Here is a 16,193-nt window from a genome sequence, read left to right as displayed (position 1 = left end):
ATCTGCGCGAAGCGCTGCGCTTTTAGCCTTGGTTTAACTTCTAAAAGCGCGATTGGGTTTAAGACCCCACTGTCTTTACGGTGTCTACGATCAGGCATAGTTCAAGACTATGTTTGATCGAGCTAAAAGCTAACGGCTAAGAGCTAATAGCTAGGGCAAAGCCCTTTATTTTCACTGAAATCCTTGAATAACGTAATCAAAATAAGGAGCGATCGCATTCGCATCTTGAATACCGAGCATTTCGGTAGTTACTTCTTTGAGACAACGCATACATTCAGCCAAGTTTTTCAGGGGAATTTCCAGCGACTCATACATCTCTTTTACACCTTTAATCCCTATTTTCTCGATTGGTTCTGTATCACCCAAGACGAGCGCATAAGTAATTAGACGCAGATACCAGCCTTGATCTCGTAGACAAGAAGCTCTAAAAGTCGGATTGCCAGTATTACTGGGAGTATTAGGATATCGCGACCAAAATCTCTGACTACCTTTTTCTATGATCGCCTCTTCATTAGCGACTAAAATTTGAGCTAGACGCAGCCGATCCTGTCCACCTTGATAAAAATCTGCGATCGCTCTTAACTCTCCCAGACTCAGATAGCGTGCTTCACGATCCGCACTAGCAATAGAACGGGTAATAATGCTCATTGTTAACTATTAATTGTTGATTGTTATACCATTTCTCAAAAGTAATAAGAGACTTGGTAGTAGCGTGTCTAGACTAAAATATTGGGTTCATTTAAGTAGTGTGGGGTGTGCCTCGCACTACCGATTTTAATTATTTCAACCCAACAAGTTAGAGTGGACGCGCTAGTAGGTTGGGTAGAACCAAGCGTGAAACCCAACAAAATCTTTTAATCGTTGGGTTTCGTGCCTCAACCCAACCTACAATTTGATTTTATCTCTCCACTTACTATTGAAAATTGGTATTAATTGTTGGTTGTAAGTAGGGAGTAGTAGGGCGAGGCACACCCCACCTTACTGATCCAAAAAGTATTGCAGACGTTCAACTTAAGCCAGAACAAATATAGTCAAAATAGACACCCATTTCTTTACCAGCTTCCGTACCTACCAAATCCGCAGTAACTTCTTTCATTGCTTGAATTGAGCGCACTGTACCGCCAATGGGAACTCCCAGAGAGTTATAAGTTTCTCGTAAACCATTGAGGATGCGTTCATCGAGAATCGAAGGATCACCAGCTAGCATCGCATAGGTAGCATAACGAAGATAGTATTCCAAGTCCCGAATACAGGCTGCATAACGACGGCAAGTATACATATTGCCTCCAGGAGCAGTAATATCGGTATACATCAACGACTTAGCTACCGCTTTCGTAATGATCGATTTAGCATTAGCACTAATAGCCAGAGAGGCTTTGGCACGTAAATCGCCACTTTTAAAATAGTTTTCTAATCGATTCATCGCATCACTATCTGGATATTGAGCGCGAACATCAAAAGTATTGATTGTAGAAGTAATAAGGTCTTGCATGATTTTATCTCCTGATTGTTTTATGTATGAGCTAAATTCTTGGTAATTTAAGAAGCTTATAGCTTATGGCTTAGAGCTTATAGCTGGGAGCGAAGCTCCTTTATGAAAGCGATTGAATAATGAAGTCAAAATAAGGTGCGACTTCCATAGCATCTTCTTCATCCATCATTGCTACAGTTTCTTCCTTGAGGCATTGCATACACTCAGCAATATTACGAATTGGTATTTCTAGAGAGTTGTACATTTCTTTAATACCAATCGTGCCAATTTCTTCGAGGGGTTTTTCGCTACCTGCCAAGACAGAATAGGCAATGAGGCGAACGTACCACCCTTGATCTCGCATACAGGAATTAGTCTTCCTTTCGACACCACTATTACTAGGAGTGACAGGACAACGTTCCCAAAATTTATTAGTGCCATTGCGAACAATCTTTTGTTCATTTGCAGCCAAGAAATTGGCGATTTTTAGCCGTTGTTCCCCAGTTTTCAGAAAATCTTGGAAAATATGAATTTCTTTGGGGCCAAGATAACGAGCTTCACTATCGGCATTTAGAATTAATTCAGCAATCATACTCATGATTCTTCTCCTGTAAATGTAATTTATTGGCTAATTTATTTATTGGCGATTACGCTGCGCGTACCCTACGGATCGCTTGGATAGGTTTGACTGGCATAAACTCCTAAAAGGATCAGAAGTATGGCTAGCATTAGCAATCCAGAGGCGATTCCTGTAGCAGTAGTGGCAAATTGTCCTTCACCATAGGCAAAAAATATTGGTGGCATAGTTTTGTTAATGGTTAATGGTTAGTACTTCAAACTCGTCCAATCTACGTTCATCCCCTCCAGTAGAATCGAAGAATTAACAATCTGGACAATGATCAGCAGAAATAAAACAAACAACAAGATGATTCCTGCCATCAGTGGTGTTGTCCCCCAACCACGAGTAACTTTTCCTGCTTCGGAGTTAATTGGTTTAAAGAAATACTGTAGGGGGGCAGTTTTTTTCGAGGCAAATTTGGATTGTGTCATTTTTAGTCATTCCAATTATTTGACCTAGGTTGATCTGTTATGGCTGTTAGTAGTTAGTGGTTAGTAGACTTCGGCATAAGTTAAGTTTCTAGTTAGAAATAGGCAGAAAATCAATACCCATTACCTATTACCCATTACCCATTACCCATTACCCACTACTCATTACTTCCTGGTAGCGGTACAAGTTCTGGCTGCTTCCGACTGGTAACATCGCCAACTTTTGTCCAAACGCCAAACTCGACTTGTTCTTCTAGTTCGATATTGATACCCGAAAAGACATCGCTGAATATGGCGCGAGTGCCGTGCCAAATATGACCAAAAAACCAAAGTAAAGCAAAACAGGCGTGGAAATAGGCAAAGAAACCGCGATTACTGGTACGGAATACGCCATCGGAATCATAGGTTTCGGTATCGAATTCAAAAGCTTCTCCCAAGACTGCTTGGCGAGCATATTTCTTGACTTCGACAGGGTTGTTAAAGGTTTGACCATTTAATAGTCCGCCGTAGAAACTAACTGTGACTCCTGTTTGCTCAAAGCTATTTTCCGCTTCAGTTCGACGGAAAGGAATATCAGCACGAACGATGTTATCTCGATCGGTTAAAACCGTTGGGAAAGTTTCAAAGAAGCTATTCATGCGTCGGACAGTTAACTCTCTTCCCTCACCATCTTGAAAAACTGGATGACCCAGCCAAGCTAGAGGTAAACCATCCCCATCAACCATCCGACCATAGCGGAATAGACCACCCTTAGCAGGATTATTGCCAATGTAATCGTAAAACAGTAACTTTTCAGGAATTTTTGACCAAGCTTGCGATAGACTATCCCCCGCAGCTAGATTATTTTCGACTCGATGTTCTATTTCCTGTTGATAGTAGCCTTTATCCCACTGAAAACGAGTTGGCCCCCAGAGTTCGACGGGAGTGGTTGCTGTACCGTACCACATCGAAGCACTAGCGACAAAACCAGCAAAAAAGAAGACTGCCAGACCGCTAGCTAATGCACCTTCGATATTACCCATCCTCAATAACTTATACAGTTCTTCGGAAGGACGCACCACAATGTGAAATAGTCCGCCAATAATGCCCACAATGCCTGCTGCAATATGATGGGCAACTACCCCACCAGGATTATAGGGGTCAAATCCCGATGCGTCCCAAACAGGCGCAACTCCCTGCATATGTCCCGTTAGTCCATAGGGGTCTGATACCCACATTCCTGGCCCAAAAATACCAGTTAGATGAAAAGCACCAAAACCAAAGCAAAGTAAACCCGCTAATAAAAGATGAATGCCAAATATTCTGGGTAAATCTAAGGTTGATTCGCCAGTTTCTTCATCAAAGAAAGTAACTAAATCCCAGTTAACCCAATGCCAACAAGCAGCTAAAAACTGTAGTCCCGAAAAAATAATATGAGCGATCGCTACAGTTTCAAAAGTCCAAAACCCAGGATCACTAAAGCTTTCCCCCGTGATACTCCAACCCTGCCAAGAATTGGTTACTCCTAATCGCGCCACAAACGGCATTAAGAAACAACCTTGTCGCCACATCGGGTTAAGTACGGGGTCACTAGGGTCATATAAAGCCAGTTCAAACAACAGCATTGAACCAGCAAAGCCAGCACAAAGAGCATTGTGCATTAAATGAACGGATATTAATCGCCCTGGGTCGTTTAACACCACCGTATGGACGCGATACCAAGGTAAACCCATTGGTGATCTCCTTATATTAAATACAAAACAAAAATTGACGTTGCTTATTTAAGTAATGACGTACAAAATGTTACTGTTCGTAGCTATTAGCCGTTAGCTCTTAGCTTTTAGCTTTTTAATAACTGTTATTCACAGGTAGAAAAGCAAAACATTACGCATTCACCAATGTCCAAAAATGTTAGAAAAAAAGCTTGAGATACGTACCATCTAACGAGCCAGGAAAGCAATAGTCTAAAACGATTACCATGACTGAGAAAGACGCAGCTATGATTGCATAAACTACGGGAAAAGCGATCGCATATCTAACAACTTTCAGCATTCTCGAACCTCCAATTACTTTTTAAAAGTCAAAAGTCAAAAGTCAAAAGGTAATTACTAATGTGATTAATTATCTAAAGTGTGCGATCGCTAGAAGCGATATCCGTAATAACTGTTATGGCTGAAAAAATAGCTACAGCAGCCATTAACAACATTGGTAAGACAATTGGCAAAATCATTGCATATCTAAAAACCATCTCTTATATCTCCCTAAATGTATTGATCAAGAACCCATTACCCATTACTCGTTACTCGTTACTTGTTACTCATTACTCATTACTCATTACTCATTACCCATTACTCGTTACTCGTTACTTGTTACTTGTTACTTGTTACTGCGCATTACCCCGTGGTAATACTTCGTCTGGAAACTGAAAGCTTTCATGGGGCTGATCTTGGGGTGCCATCCAAGCTCGCAAACCTTCATTGAGTAAAATATTTTTGGTGTAGAAAGTCTCAAAACCAGGGTCTTCGGCTGCTCGTAACTCTTGAGAGATAAAATCATAGGCTCGCAGGTTAAAAGCTAAACCAATCATGCCTATAGCACTCATCCACAAGCCAGTTACAGGTACAAACAACATAAAGAAATGTAGCCAGCGTTTGTTAGAGAAAGCAATCCCAAAAATCTGTGACCAAAAGCGGTTAGCAGTAACCATTGAATAGGTTTCTTCTGCTTGAGTGGGACTAAATGCGCCAAAAGTATTAAAAGCTTGGGCATCTTTGAATAAAGTGTTTTGTACCGTTGCCCCATGAATGGCACAGAGCAAAGCCCCTCCTAAAACTCCTGCAACTCCCATCATGTGAAAGGGATTAAGAGTATAGTTATGGAAACCCTGGAAAAACAGCACAAAGCGAAAGATACCAGCTATCCCTAAGCTAGGAGCAAAAAACCAGCTAGATTGTCCCAAGGGATAGACTAAAAAGACAGAAACAAAAATAGCAATGGGAGCAGAAAAAGCGATCGCATTATAAGGTCGTAGTGAGATCAGACGGGCAATTTCTATCTGTCGCAGCATAAAGCCGATTAACCCCAAGACTCCATGAAAGGCTGTAAACGTCCATAAACCGCCAATTTGACACCAGCGCGTAAAATTCCAATTCGCTTCTGGCCCCCAGAGAAATAAGAGAGAATGACCCATACTATCTGCTGGAGTAGATACCGCAGCCGTTAAAACATTGCATCCTTCAAGATACGAACTAACTAACCCGTGGGTGTACCAAGCACTGACAAAAGTAGTGCCAGTAAACCAGGCACCAATCGCTAAATAGGAACAGGGAAAGAGTAATAACCCTGACCAGCCAATAAACACAAAGCGATCGCGTTTCAGCCAGTCATCAATTTGCCTAAACCAGCCGATATTTGATTGTGGAAGATCGATTGCAATAGTCATTGAATTTTAGATTTATATTTGGTTAGGAATACTTGTCAGGAAAAAACTGATAAACATTAAGGTTGCCATCGCCATAGTTAAAGTTACGATGGACATGATTTGTACACTATTAAAAACTCTCTGAAAATTCTGCATTTTCTTGCTCCTAAAATTCTGTTGTTGATTGTTGATTGTTGATTGTTGATTGTTAAATGCGTTGGGTTACGCTCTCTATATCGACCTTTCTAGGTCTTTTAGTGGTTGTATCGCTAACCCAACCTACCTACTTACCTTTTCAAGGGGCTAGGGATTAAGGATTACCCATTACCCATTACCCATTACTCATTACCTACTACCTACTAACCACTACCCATTACTCATTACCTACTACCTACTACCTACTACCCACTACCCACTAATCAATATCTCCCATCGATAAAACAGGCTCATCCTTGCGATCGATGCCTCTTTCAAAGCCAGCAGCTTGCGCCCTCGCCCTACCTGCGTGCCACCAATGACCAACTAGAAAGAAGAAAGCCAGAATAATATGAGAACCAGTCATCCAAGTCCGAAGTGATAAGAAGTTAAAGCCGTTGATTTCAGTGGCTAAACCAGCTACGGAGTTAATTGAACCCATAGGTGCTTGCACCATATAGTCTGCTGCCCGTCGTATTTGCCAGGGTTGGACATCGTTGCGTAGTTTATCAATATCTAAACCGTGGTCTCCCCGTAAAGGTTCGAGCCAGGGGCCACGAAAATCCCAAAAGCGCATAGTTTCACCACCAAAGATAATCTCTCCAGTAGGCGATCGCTGTAAGTATTTACCTAAACCTGTAGGGCCTTGAGTGTTAGCAATATTTGCTCCTAAATCTTGATCTCGCATGAGAAAGACGAAGGACTGGGCTTGAGAAGATTCTGCAACTGTCGGGCCATAGAATTCGCTGGGATAAGCGGTATTGTTAAACCAGATAAACATGGCTGCAATAAATGCCTGTCCTGCCACATTACCTAAACTTTGGGAAAGATAGGCTTCACCCGACCAAACAAAAACTTTATGAGTCCATTTAAACGGAACAGTCAGAACGTGCCAGATACCGCCAGCAATTAAGATACAGCCCATCCAAATATGACCACCGACTATATCTTCGAGATTGTTAACACTGACCAGCCAACCATCACCCCCCAGAGGACTACGGAAAAAATAACCAAAGATCACTCTTGGATCGAGAGTGGGATTCGTTACCAGACGGACATCGCCCCCACCAGGTAGCCAAGTGTCATAAATACCGCCCCAAAACATCGCTTTACAGACGAGAAGTAGAGCAGCTACCCCTAAAGCAATCAAATGGTAGCCCAGAATCGAGGAGATTTTATCCTTATCTGACCAATCGAAATCAAAAAAGCCAGCCAGTTTACTTGGGCCACGCAGAGAATGATATAGTCCGCCAATACCCAAAACCGCCGAGCCAATCAAATGCAAAACGGCGATCGCCATAAAGGGAAACAGACTGATAACTTCTCCCCCAGCACCAACTCCAAAACCCAGAGTAGCAATGTGAGGCATCAACAGGCAGCCTTGTCTAAACATCGGCAGATCGGGGTCATAGTGCGCAACTTCATAAAGCAGCATTGCCCCTGCCCAAAAGGCAATTAACCCAGCGTGGGCAACGTGCGCTCCTAGAAATTTCCCCGAAAGGTTAATAAAACGAGCATTACCTGCCCACCAAGCGTATCCTGTGGAAGCTTGATCTCTTCCTTCTCGTACTGGATTTATATCATCTCCAGCCGTGGCAGTAATATTTACAGTTAAATCAGTAAAAGGTGTTTCCATATTCTTTTGTTAATGCTTGATTGTTATTTATTGATTGTTGATTGTTGATTGCTACCCATTACTCATTACTCATTACTTTTCCCACTTACTCCGACCTTATATCGCTAGGAAAACTAGTGGCTTCTTGTTCTGAATTGATTTGCCAGTCGGGAAAAATCGGTAAACTGGTTGATTTTTTGGTGGTTTCTGACAAACCCAAATTGGCATCGAGAACAACATCCATCCAGGTGGGAATAATTTTGCCTTGATGAACAATCGTCGGCTGTTGAAAATTAAATCCTTCAAAGTCAAAAGCAGCAATGTCAATCCCGATCGCTGCTGACCAAATACCTGCTACGGGAAAGGCAGCTAAGAAAAAGTGGAGCGATCGCGAACTAGGAAAACTCAATCCCCAAATACTGCGCTGATAATTTTGAGCTTTACCAAAGTTATAGGTTGGTTTTCTCTGACCAAGCTTATAGCCTGCATTAATCGATTCCTGTTCAGTTGTATTGCGAATTAAGGTAGAAGTGACAATTGAACCATGCACGGCACAAAGTAATGCTCCACCTAAGACTCCAATTACCCCCAACTGATGAAACGGATTCATTAAAATATTGTGATCGGCTTGGAATCGAAACATGAAGTAAAAAGTACCTGAAATTCCTAACGGCATCCCTTCGGAAAATCCTCCTTGTCCCAGAGGATAGATAATCAATACCGATACAGCAGCAGCGACAGGAGCGGTAAAAGCCAGAGAAATCCAGGGACGCATTCCTAAGCGGTAGCTTAATTCCCACTCTCGATCTTGATAGGCAATAATGCCAATAATAAAATGCAGAATAATTAATTGATAAGGGCCACCGTTATAGAGCCACTCATCAATGGAAGCAGCCTCCCAAATCGGATAAAAATGCAATCCAATAGCTGCTGAGGTTGGCACAACTGCTGCTGTGATCGGATTATTCCCATCTAATAATGAACCAGAAATAGGTGAACCCAAAGGATCTAAATTCACAGGTGGTGCAGCGACGATCGCTATGATAAAAACAATACTGGCAGTTAGCATTGTCGGAATCATTAACACTCCAAACCAGCCAATATAGATACGGTTATTGGTACTTGTAATCCAGCGACAAAACCTTTCCCATAAGCTGATGTTGTCTATCTTTTTGAGAGTAGTTTTGAGATGAGAATCTAATTCCGCTGAAGAGTTAAGTATGCGATCTCGCTGTATCATCTACTGATAGCTCCTTATAAAACAGTGAACAGTGACTAGTTAGCAGTGACTAATAAGTACCAAGTAGCAAGTACCAAGTAGCAAATAACACATAAAAACTATTACCCATTACCCATTACCCATTACCCATTACCTATTACCCATTACCCATTACCCATTCATTGACCCAAGCAAGCCCTAACTATTAATTACTGGTGCTTTCAAGGCGATAGGTGTTGCTTCACCACAAGCTAAATCTAAGGGAAAGTTATGAGCATTCCGTTCGTGCATTACCTCAAATCCTAAATTGGCGCGATTAATTACATCTGCCCAACTAGGAAGCACTCTTCCCTGAGAGTCTAAAATTGACTGGTTAAAGTTAAAACCATTGAGGTTAAATGCCATAATGCAGATACCTAGAGCAGTAAACCAAATACACACTACGGGCCAAGCTGCTAAGAAGAAGTGCAAGTTACGACTGTTTTGGAAGCTAGCGTATTGAAAAATCAAGCGACCGAAATAACCATGGGCAGCAACTATGTTGTAAGTTTCTTCTTCTTGACCAAATTTGTAACCATAGTTTTGGGACTCGCTATCACTGGTTTCTTTAATCAAAGAAGATGTAACTAATGAACCGTGCATGGCTGCAAAGAAAGAACCACCAAACACCCCAGCCACACCTAACATATGGAATGGGTGCATTAAGATATTATGCTCGGCTTGGAAGACAAACATAAAATTAAATGTACCGCTAATGCCCATCGGTAAACCGTCAGAAAAACTTCCCTGTCCAATGGGATAGATTAAAAAGACAGAGACAGTCGCAGCTAAAGGCGCACTAAAAGCCACGCAAATCCAAGGACGCATTCCTAAACGGTAGCTTAATTCCCATTCTCGACCCAAATAGCAGCAAAGAGCAGGAATATAGTGAAAAGCAATCATTTGATACGGGCCACCATTATATAGCCATTCGTCCATCGAGGCCGCTTCCCAAATTGGATAAAAGTGCAATCCTACAGCATTAGAAGTAGGGACTACGGCTGCGGTAATAATATTATTGCCGTAGAGTAAAGAGCCAGATACAGGCTCACGAATACCATCAATATCAACTGGAGGGGCAGCAATAAAGGCGATCGTAAAAACGCAAATAGAAACCCCTAGTAACGGGAGCATCAAAACCCCAAACCAACCTATATATAGTCGATTTTCGGTGCTAGTAACCCACCGACAAAAACGCTCCCATAAACTTAACTGTTCTTGTTGTTGAATTGTTGTAGTCATAGCTTTTTGCTGTCTCTCAACTAAAAATTTATTAACTAAGTTTTGTTCGTTAACTACGAACCTTAAAAAAGTTTGAAACAGAAATTTGTTAGCTATCCTTTTGCCTTAAAACAAGTAACGTTATTAATAAATGCGGTATGATAATTAATAATTCCTTGCTAAAAGGGTAGGGACAAAAGCCCCATCGTTGCGGTTTCCGAGGCCAGAAACGATGGGGTTATCATTGGGAAAATTCCAACTGGATGGCAACTAATCTACATCCGTTGCGCAAATATTATCTAAACAATCTGAAAAACTTATGAAGAAGGTGAATGTTTCCGTAAATTAAAATTCATCTTCATTAGTTCCAGTTGAGTAGGAGAGAAATCTGATTGGCTAAATTTAACAGATCGAAGGATTTGGCGATCGCTTTTAGTTCTTCATTTTTCTGAAACTCAAGTAGCTCTTGAGATTGGGGCGTAGCTGTCAAGAGAATTAGAGGAATCGCATTAGTTAAGGAATCTTGTTTTAAATTCTGGACTATTTCTCTCCAACATAAGTCGGGCATTTTTTCATCCAGATCGAGTAATATAGCGTCTGCTTCTGAAGCCCTTTCAATTGCTTGAATACCAGAATTTACGGTCGTTACTTCACAGTCAGCAATAGTCTCTAGACAAAGTAACATCATTTCGGCGATCGCATCGTCAGTATGAATTAGTAAAATACGTCGAGTTTTAATACACATCGACTGTAACTCTCTTGTTGATAACATGAATAAGGACTTGAAGTAGCGAATATACAGGGAAGAGCTAGCTTCAGAAAAGTGTATTTGAAGCTTTTCTTTGTATCCTAAACAATAAATCTGAATAACTAATGAAGTTAGGGACTTGCAAAGAAATAAAATACTAGGGCAAACGCATCTAAATTAGAAGCAATTTGTGTTTGCGAATTTGGATACTGTTGCTAAAACTTGGTTATTCACATTTCCAAGTAACAATAACTCTGAAGTTGCGATACAATACAAATCGCTTTAATACGACGCAATAGGCATCATGGGGAACACTTTTGGGCAGATATTTCGCATCACAACTTATGGTGAATCTCACGGTGGAGGTGTTGGGGTAGTCATTGATGGTTGTCCTCCACAGTTAGAAATTAGTGCAGAGGAAATACAGGTAGATTTAGATCGTCGAAGACCAGGACAAAGTAAGATTACAACACCTAGAAAGGAAAGTGATACCTGTGAAATTATGTCTGGGGTTTTTCAGGGTAAGACTACTGGGACACCAATTTCGATCTTAGTGCGTAATAAAGATGCGCGATCGCAAGATTATGATGAGATGGCGCTCAAGTATCGTCCTTCCCATGCTGATGCTACCTATGATGCTAAGTATGGTTTTCGTAATTATCAAGGTGGTGGACGTTCTTCGGCAAGGGAAACTATTGGTCGAGTGGCAGCAGGTGCGATCGCCAAAAAGATTTTATACTTAGTCGCTGGGGTGGAAATCGTCGGCTATGTTAAGCGAATTAAAGACTTGGAAGCCGAAGTTGATTCTGATACCGTCACCCTAGAACAAGTGGAAAGTAATATTGTCCGTTGTCCCAATGCCGAATCTGCGCAGGTGATGATCGAGCGGATCGAGCAAGCTAGAAAAGAGCAAGATTCTTTAGGTGGAGTAGTTGAATGTGTGGCGCGACATGTACCCAAAGGTTTAGGCGATCCTGTCTTTGATAAGTTAGAAGCAGATCTGGCTAAAGCGGTGATGTCTCTGCCAGCTACCAAAGGGTTTGAGATCGGTTCGGGTTTTGCTGGTACTACCATGACAGGAAGTGAACACAACGATGAATTTTACATCGACGAACATGGGGCAACACGCACGGTTTCCAATCGCTCTGGTGGGGTACAAGGAGGCATTTCCAATGGCGAAAATATTGTCATTCGGGTGGCGTTTAAACCCACGGCAACTATTGGTAAATCACAAAAAACCGTAACTCAAGGTGGAGAAGAAACTGTTTTAGCTGCCAAAGGTAGACACGATCCCTGCGTATTACCAAGAGCCGTGCCAATGGTCGAGGCTATGGTAGCTTTGGTATTATGCGATCGCCTGCTATACAATCAAGCTCAGTGCAAGACGCTATCGATCTAAAACTATTCAAACTATAGCTCTACGTAAAAACGTTAGGACATCTTTGAAATACTATTTTTTATTTCCTATTTCCTACTTACGAGCCGATCGCCCTAATTGTCCTAATCTAACTTTGTACGGCTATACATGATTCCCAGAAGATATGAACGAATCAAGCAAGTTCTGGCTCAACGACAGCCCGATCTGACGGTATTAATGGAGGATGTCCATAAACCTCATAACCTTTCGGCAATTATTCGTACCTGTGACGCGGTGGGTATTTTTGCCGTACACGCCGTAAATCGTCATACTGATACGCCAACTTATTCTCAGGTTGCTCAAGGAAGCGAAAAATGGGTCAAGTTACATTCTCATCCTGATATCAAAACTGCCATTAAACATCTCCAACAGCAGCAGCATCAGGTTTACGCGGCTCATCTAAGTGCGATCGCTGTAGACTATCGTGAAGTTGACTATACTAAGCCAACAGCGATTCTTTTAGGTACAGAAAGATGGGGTGTCACCGCTGAAGCTGCCGAACTGGTGGATGGACATATTATTATTCCCATGCAGGGTATGGTACAGTCCCTTAATGTGTCTGTGGCTAATGCGGTAGTCTTATTTGAAGCCCAACGGCAACGTTTACAGGCTGGCTTTTATGATCGAGTTCGTTTAACTCCAGAAGTTTACCAGCAAACTGCTTTTGAATGGGGCTATCCCGATATTGCAGCTATGTATCATCGTCAGGGGAAACCATATCCTCAACTGGGTGAACAAGGGGAAATACTGCATTAAAAGTGAAGGTAATGGGTAATGGGTAATGGGTAATGGGTAATAGAGTTTCGGCTCATCTCATGTCATAGTAGCGAGTATCCAGCCACGATTTTACTTCTTGTTCCGAATTAAAAGAACAATGAGAATTTGAACTGGGGTCATATACTCGCCAGTAAATATTGCCAGAGCGATTAGGCTCCGCCTACCCTTCGGGATCGCCTTTTTGGATAATATGAGGCTCTATTCTGTTTTTAGCTAAATACCTGCCAATTCTTTCGATGATCCTAATAATATAGTTTTTCACGAGTTTAAATAGTTACCAAAACGTTTACTGAATGCCACACAAATAATTACCCCCAGCGCAAAACCAAGAGTGCGACTAGTTAAGGCTTCATGGAGTAAAATTGCTGATGCTAAAATAGTGAGAAAGGGTTGAAGCAACTGTATTTGACCGACATTAGCAATCCCTCCCCAAACAAGTCCTTGATACCAGGCAAAAAATCCTAAAAACATACTAAAAACGCTGACGTAAAAAAACCCCAGCCAAGCATTAGTCGAAATAGAATTAAACGAAGTAGGGAAAGCATTAAATACAATTGGTAAAAGAGCAGGTAGAGAAAGCACTAGTGACCAACAAATAACCTGCCAGGCACCAAATGTACGAGCTAAAATTGCACCTTCCCCATAACCTACGCCAGCAGAAACTACTGCGCCAAATAGAGCCAAATCTGTCGCGCTAAGGGATTTAGTCCCCGACTGCATCGCAAAGATAATGACTAATCCACTACCCATGAGAGCGAAAAGCCAGAAGGATTTAGTAACCTGTTCCTTACCCCGCCACACACCATAGAAGGCAGTAGCAAGGGGCATAAGTCCTGTAATTACTGCCCCATAGGATGCGGGAGCATTCTTCATCGCGATCGCCGTCAGCAGAGGAAACCCAACTACAACCCCGACGGCAACCACTACAAATCTAAGCCAAAACCTCTTAGGTGGTATGGATTGCCGAGTTAGAGTTAGCAAAATTATTGCTAAACCTCCAGCAATAACAGCTCGACCTAAACCAACAAAAACTGGGTCTAATTCTGCCACGGCAATACGAGTAACGGGTAAAGTAAGACTAAAAATTAGTACTCCTAAAAAACCGTATAACCAACCCCATAATTCCTTACTTATAGTCATTAATTAATTAGGCGAAGAGGGTAATTAATTAACAGTATTAATGATTAGAAACTCGATGGTAAGGTACAGAAAAGTCTGACTTTTGCTAGTACAATTTTGGCAACTAATAACTGTTCTAGTTAAAATAACTCAAAACTGTACCAGTATAATCTTCGTTAGATCGCCTAAGATTGCTAAAGACGTGAGGACAAAAAATGAAGATTCCTATTGACCGTCAGGCAGCCAAACCAATTTATCTACAAATTCGCGATCGCTTGAATCGTTTAATCAAATTAGAAACTTTCAAAGCAGGCGATCGCTTACCTTCAATTCGTACTTTAGCTAGAACTCTTCAAGTCAATAAGCTTACTGTAATTGAGGCTTATAGCATCTTAGAAGCAGATGGTTTAATTCATGCTCGTCCTGGAGCGGGATATTTTATCAATCCGCCAGCTACTATTTGTCAACAGACTAAATCTAACTTCGCGCCGATTCAAGAAGTAATTATTCCTGAGAATAAGAGTATTTCCTTTATGGAAATTTATCAACTTTCAGTTCAGGTAAAAAGTAAACCAGGGGCGATCGATTTTAGTAGTGGATTTCCTATTTCATCAGGTTTAAAAGATTTACAACGTCACGCCAGGCGAGCGATGAAACAGGTTACCGAAACCTTATTTAATTATGATTTTCCTCAAGGACAAGAAATTCTCAGACAGCAGACGGCTAAAATGCTAATTCAATTAGGATTAGAAGTTTCTGCTCAAGATCTAATCATTACTAACGGTTCAAAACAAGGATTATCTTTAGTAATGAATTATTATCTTCAGCCTGGAGACTGGATTGTAACTGAAAGTCCAACTTACTATGGCACATTAGATATTATCGAAAATATCGGGGCAAAAATTATTGGTATTCCCATGCAAAGTTCTGGTATGAATCTAGAACTTTTAGAGCAGTATCTGAAAAGCCATCGTCCTAAATTAATCTATACAGTATCTACTCTGCACAACCCGACAGGTATCACAACTACACTCCAGCATCGTCAGCAACTATTAGTTCTAGCCGAACAGTACGGATGTTTGATATTAGAAGATAATGCCTATGAAGGTTTAAACTTTGCACCAGTACCCCCACCAATAAAATCATTAGATTGTAGCGATACCGTAATTTATACAGGCACTTTCTCCAAAACCCTCATGCCAGGTTTAAGAGTAGGCTATTTATTAGCTACGGGAAAACACTATCATCCTTTACTACAGCAGAAACTGTTTCACGATCTTCACGTTTCCACGGTTTCCCAGGCAATTGTAAGTGAATATTTAGCTTCAGGACAACATCGTCATCATCTCAACCATTTGCGATCTAGTAATCTATCTAGTCGTAATGCGATGCTACAAGGGTTAGCCAACTATTTCCCCGATGAGGCAACCTGGACAATCCCCAATGGTGGTTTATTTCTTTGGGTACAGCTACCACCTGAAATTTCTCTCTTATCCCTAGCGCATCAAGCATGGTCAGAGAATGTTTTTGTTTACCCAGGGATGCCCTTTTTCCCAGGAAAAAAAGGATATAATGCCTTGCGCCTAAACTTTTCCCATTCTCCCGAAACTATCGATCGTGGTATTAAGGTTTTGGGGAAATTATTAAAACAGCACTTGATTTAATTCACCTTAAACGTAAGTAAAATATAGACTAGGACTTTCGTTTTAATTACTATTTTGATGATGAAGCGATCGCAAAACTGGAAGAACTACTGACCATACAACAAATTATTATTTTCGCCATCAACTAGATATTTGACGCTAATCATTTTTTATCATCCTATCTTTCTAAATCATCTAAAAAGCCTGGAAATATATTTTTGAGATTTTTAAAACCATCAATGATAATTATCATTTTAGACGTTAGTTTACCTCTAGACAAGT

General features: G+C 41.2%; 16 protein-coding genes. 3 read left to right on the top strand and 13 right to left on the bottom strand.

Going from position 1 to position 16,193, the window contains the following annotated elements; genetic code table 11:
- Positions 1 to 171: 171 nt before the first annotated feature.
- From KME09_25175 to KME09_25120, 12 genes are all read right to left on the bottom strand, one after another.
- Positions 172 to 648 carry an allophycocyanin gene (locus KME09_25175; protein ID MBW4537232.1) on the bottom strand — a complete coding sequence of 159 codons (477 nt, stop codon included), beginning with the start codon at positions 646 to 648 and terminating at the stop codon, positions 172 to 174.
- Positions 649 to 1,006: 358 nt separating this feature from the next.
- Positions 1,007 to 1,492 (bottom strand): allophycocyanin subunit beta, encoded by a 486-nt coding sequence (locus tag KME09_25170; GenBank protein ID MBW4537231.1) that lies wholly within the window; start codon positions 1,490 to 1,492, stop codon positions 1,007 to 1,009.
- Between the two features lie 100 nt (positions 1,493 to 1,592).
- Positions 1,593 to 2,069, bottom strand: a complete 477-nt coding sequence (locus KME09_25165; GenBank protein ID MBW4537230.1) for an allophycocyanin — start codon at positions 2,067 to 2,069, stop codon at positions 1,593 to 1,595.
- A gap of 65 nt (positions 2,070 to 2,134) precedes the next feature.
- The gene (locus KME09_25160; GenBank protein MBW4537229.1) at positions 2,135 to 2,275 is read right to left on the bottom strand and encodes a hypothetical protein; all 141 of its coding nucleotides are present in this window, start codon (positions 2,273 to 2,275) and stop codon (positions 2,135 to 2,137) included.
- 21 nt (positions 2,276 to 2,296) lie between these two features.
- The gene (gene psbH, locus KME09_25155) at positions 2,297 to 2,521 is read right to left on the bottom strand and encodes a photosystem II reaction center protein PsbH (protein MBW4537228.1); all 225 of its coding nucleotides are present in this window, start codon (positions 2,519 to 2,521) and stop codon (positions 2,297 to 2,299) included.
- Between the two features lie 155 nt (positions 2,522 to 2,676).
- A complete protein-coding gene (gene psbB, locus KME09_25150; GenBank protein MBW4537227.1) occupies positions 2,677 to 4,230 on the bottom strand; it encodes a photosystem II chlorophyll-binding protein CP47 in 1,554 nt (517 codons plus the stop codon).
- Between the two features lie 178 nt (positions 4,231 to 4,408).
- Complete coding sequence (locus KME09_25145) at positions 4,409 to 4,549, bottom strand: hypothetical protein (GenBank protein ID MBW4537226.1); 141 nt, start codon at positions 4,547 to 4,549, stop codon at positions 4,409 to 4,411.
- A gap of 331 nt (positions 4,550 to 4,880) precedes the next feature.
- Positions 4,881 to 5,939, bottom strand: coding sequence for a photosystem II D2 protein (photosystem q(a) protein) (psbD, locus tag KME09_25140; protein MBW4537225.1), 1,059 nt, complete (start codon positions 5,937 to 5,939; stop codon positions 4,881 to 4,883).
- Positions 5,940 to 6,333: 394 nt separating this feature from the next.
- Positions 6,334 to 7,749: a photosystem II reaction center protein CP43 gene (gene psbC, locus KME09_25135; GenBank protein MBW4537224.1), complete on the bottom strand. Its 1,416-nt coding sequence runs from the start codon at positions 7,747 to 7,749 to the stop codon at positions 6,334 to 6,336.
- 85 nt (positions 7,750 to 7,834) lie between these two features.
- A complete protein-coding gene (locus KME09_25130; protein ID MBW4537223.1) occupies positions 7,835 to 8,968 on the bottom strand; it encodes a photosystem II q(b) protein in 1,134 nt (377 codons plus the stop codon).
- 177 nt (positions 8,969 to 9,145) lie between these two features.
- Positions 9,146 to 10,228 (bottom strand): photosystem II q(b) protein, encoded by a 1,083-nt coding sequence (psbA, locus tag KME09_25125; GenBank protein MBW4537222.1) that lies wholly within the window; start codon positions 10,226 to 10,228, stop codon positions 9,146 to 9,148.
- 340 nt (positions 10,229 to 10,568) lie between these two features.
- The gene (locus tag KME09_25120) at positions 10,569 to 10,952 is read right to left on the bottom strand and encodes a response regulator (GenBank protein MBW4537221.1); all 384 of its coding nucleotides are present in this window, start codon (positions 10,950 to 10,952) and stop codon (positions 10,569 to 10,571) included.
- 307 nt (positions 10,953 to 11,259) lie between these two features.
- Here KME09_25120 and aroC point away from each other — a divergent pair, with 307 nt between their 5' ends.
- Both aroC and trmH read left to right on the top strand, forming a co-directional pair.
- Complete coding sequence (gene aroC, locus KME09_25115; GenBank protein ID MBW4537220.1) at positions 11,260 to 12,354, top strand: chorismate synthase; 1,095 nt, start codon at positions 11,260 to 11,262, stop codon at positions 12,352 to 12,354.
- 126 nt (positions 12,355 to 12,480) lie between these two features.
- Entirely contained in the window at positions 12,481 to 13,128 is a 648-nt protein-coding gene (gene trmH / locus KME09_25110) for a tRNA (guanosine(18)-2'-O)-methyltransferase TrmH (GenBank protein MBW4537219.1), read from the top strand.
- Positions 13,129 to 13,407: 279 nt separating this feature from the next.
- Here trmH and KME09_25105 read toward each other — a convergent pair whose 3' ends face one another.
- Complete coding sequence (locus KME09_25105) at positions 13,408 to 14,289, bottom strand: DMT family transporter (protein MBW4537218.1); 882 nt, start codon at positions 14,287 to 14,289, stop codon at positions 13,408 to 13,410.
- Positions 14,290 to 14,483: 194 nt separating this feature from the next.
- Between KME09_25105 and KME09_25100 the strand changes: the two genes are divergently transcribed.
- Positions 14,484 to 15,932: a PLP-dependent aminotransferase family protein gene (locus KME09_25100; protein ID MBW4537217.1), complete on the top strand. Its 1,449-nt coding sequence runs from the start codon at positions 14,484 to 14,486 to the stop codon at positions 15,930 to 15,932.
- Positions 15,933 to 16,193: the final 261 nt, after the last annotated feature.

Origin of the sequence: Pleurocapsa minor HA4230-MV1 (genome assembly GCA_019359095.1) — a bacterium.
Classification (GTDB): domain Bacteria; phylum Cyanobacteriota; class Cyanobacteriia; order Cyanobacteriales; family Xenococcaceae; genus Waterburya; species Waterburya minor.
Note: the sequence above shows the minus strand (reverse complement) of the source record. Positions and strands in the feature narration are given on the sequence as shown.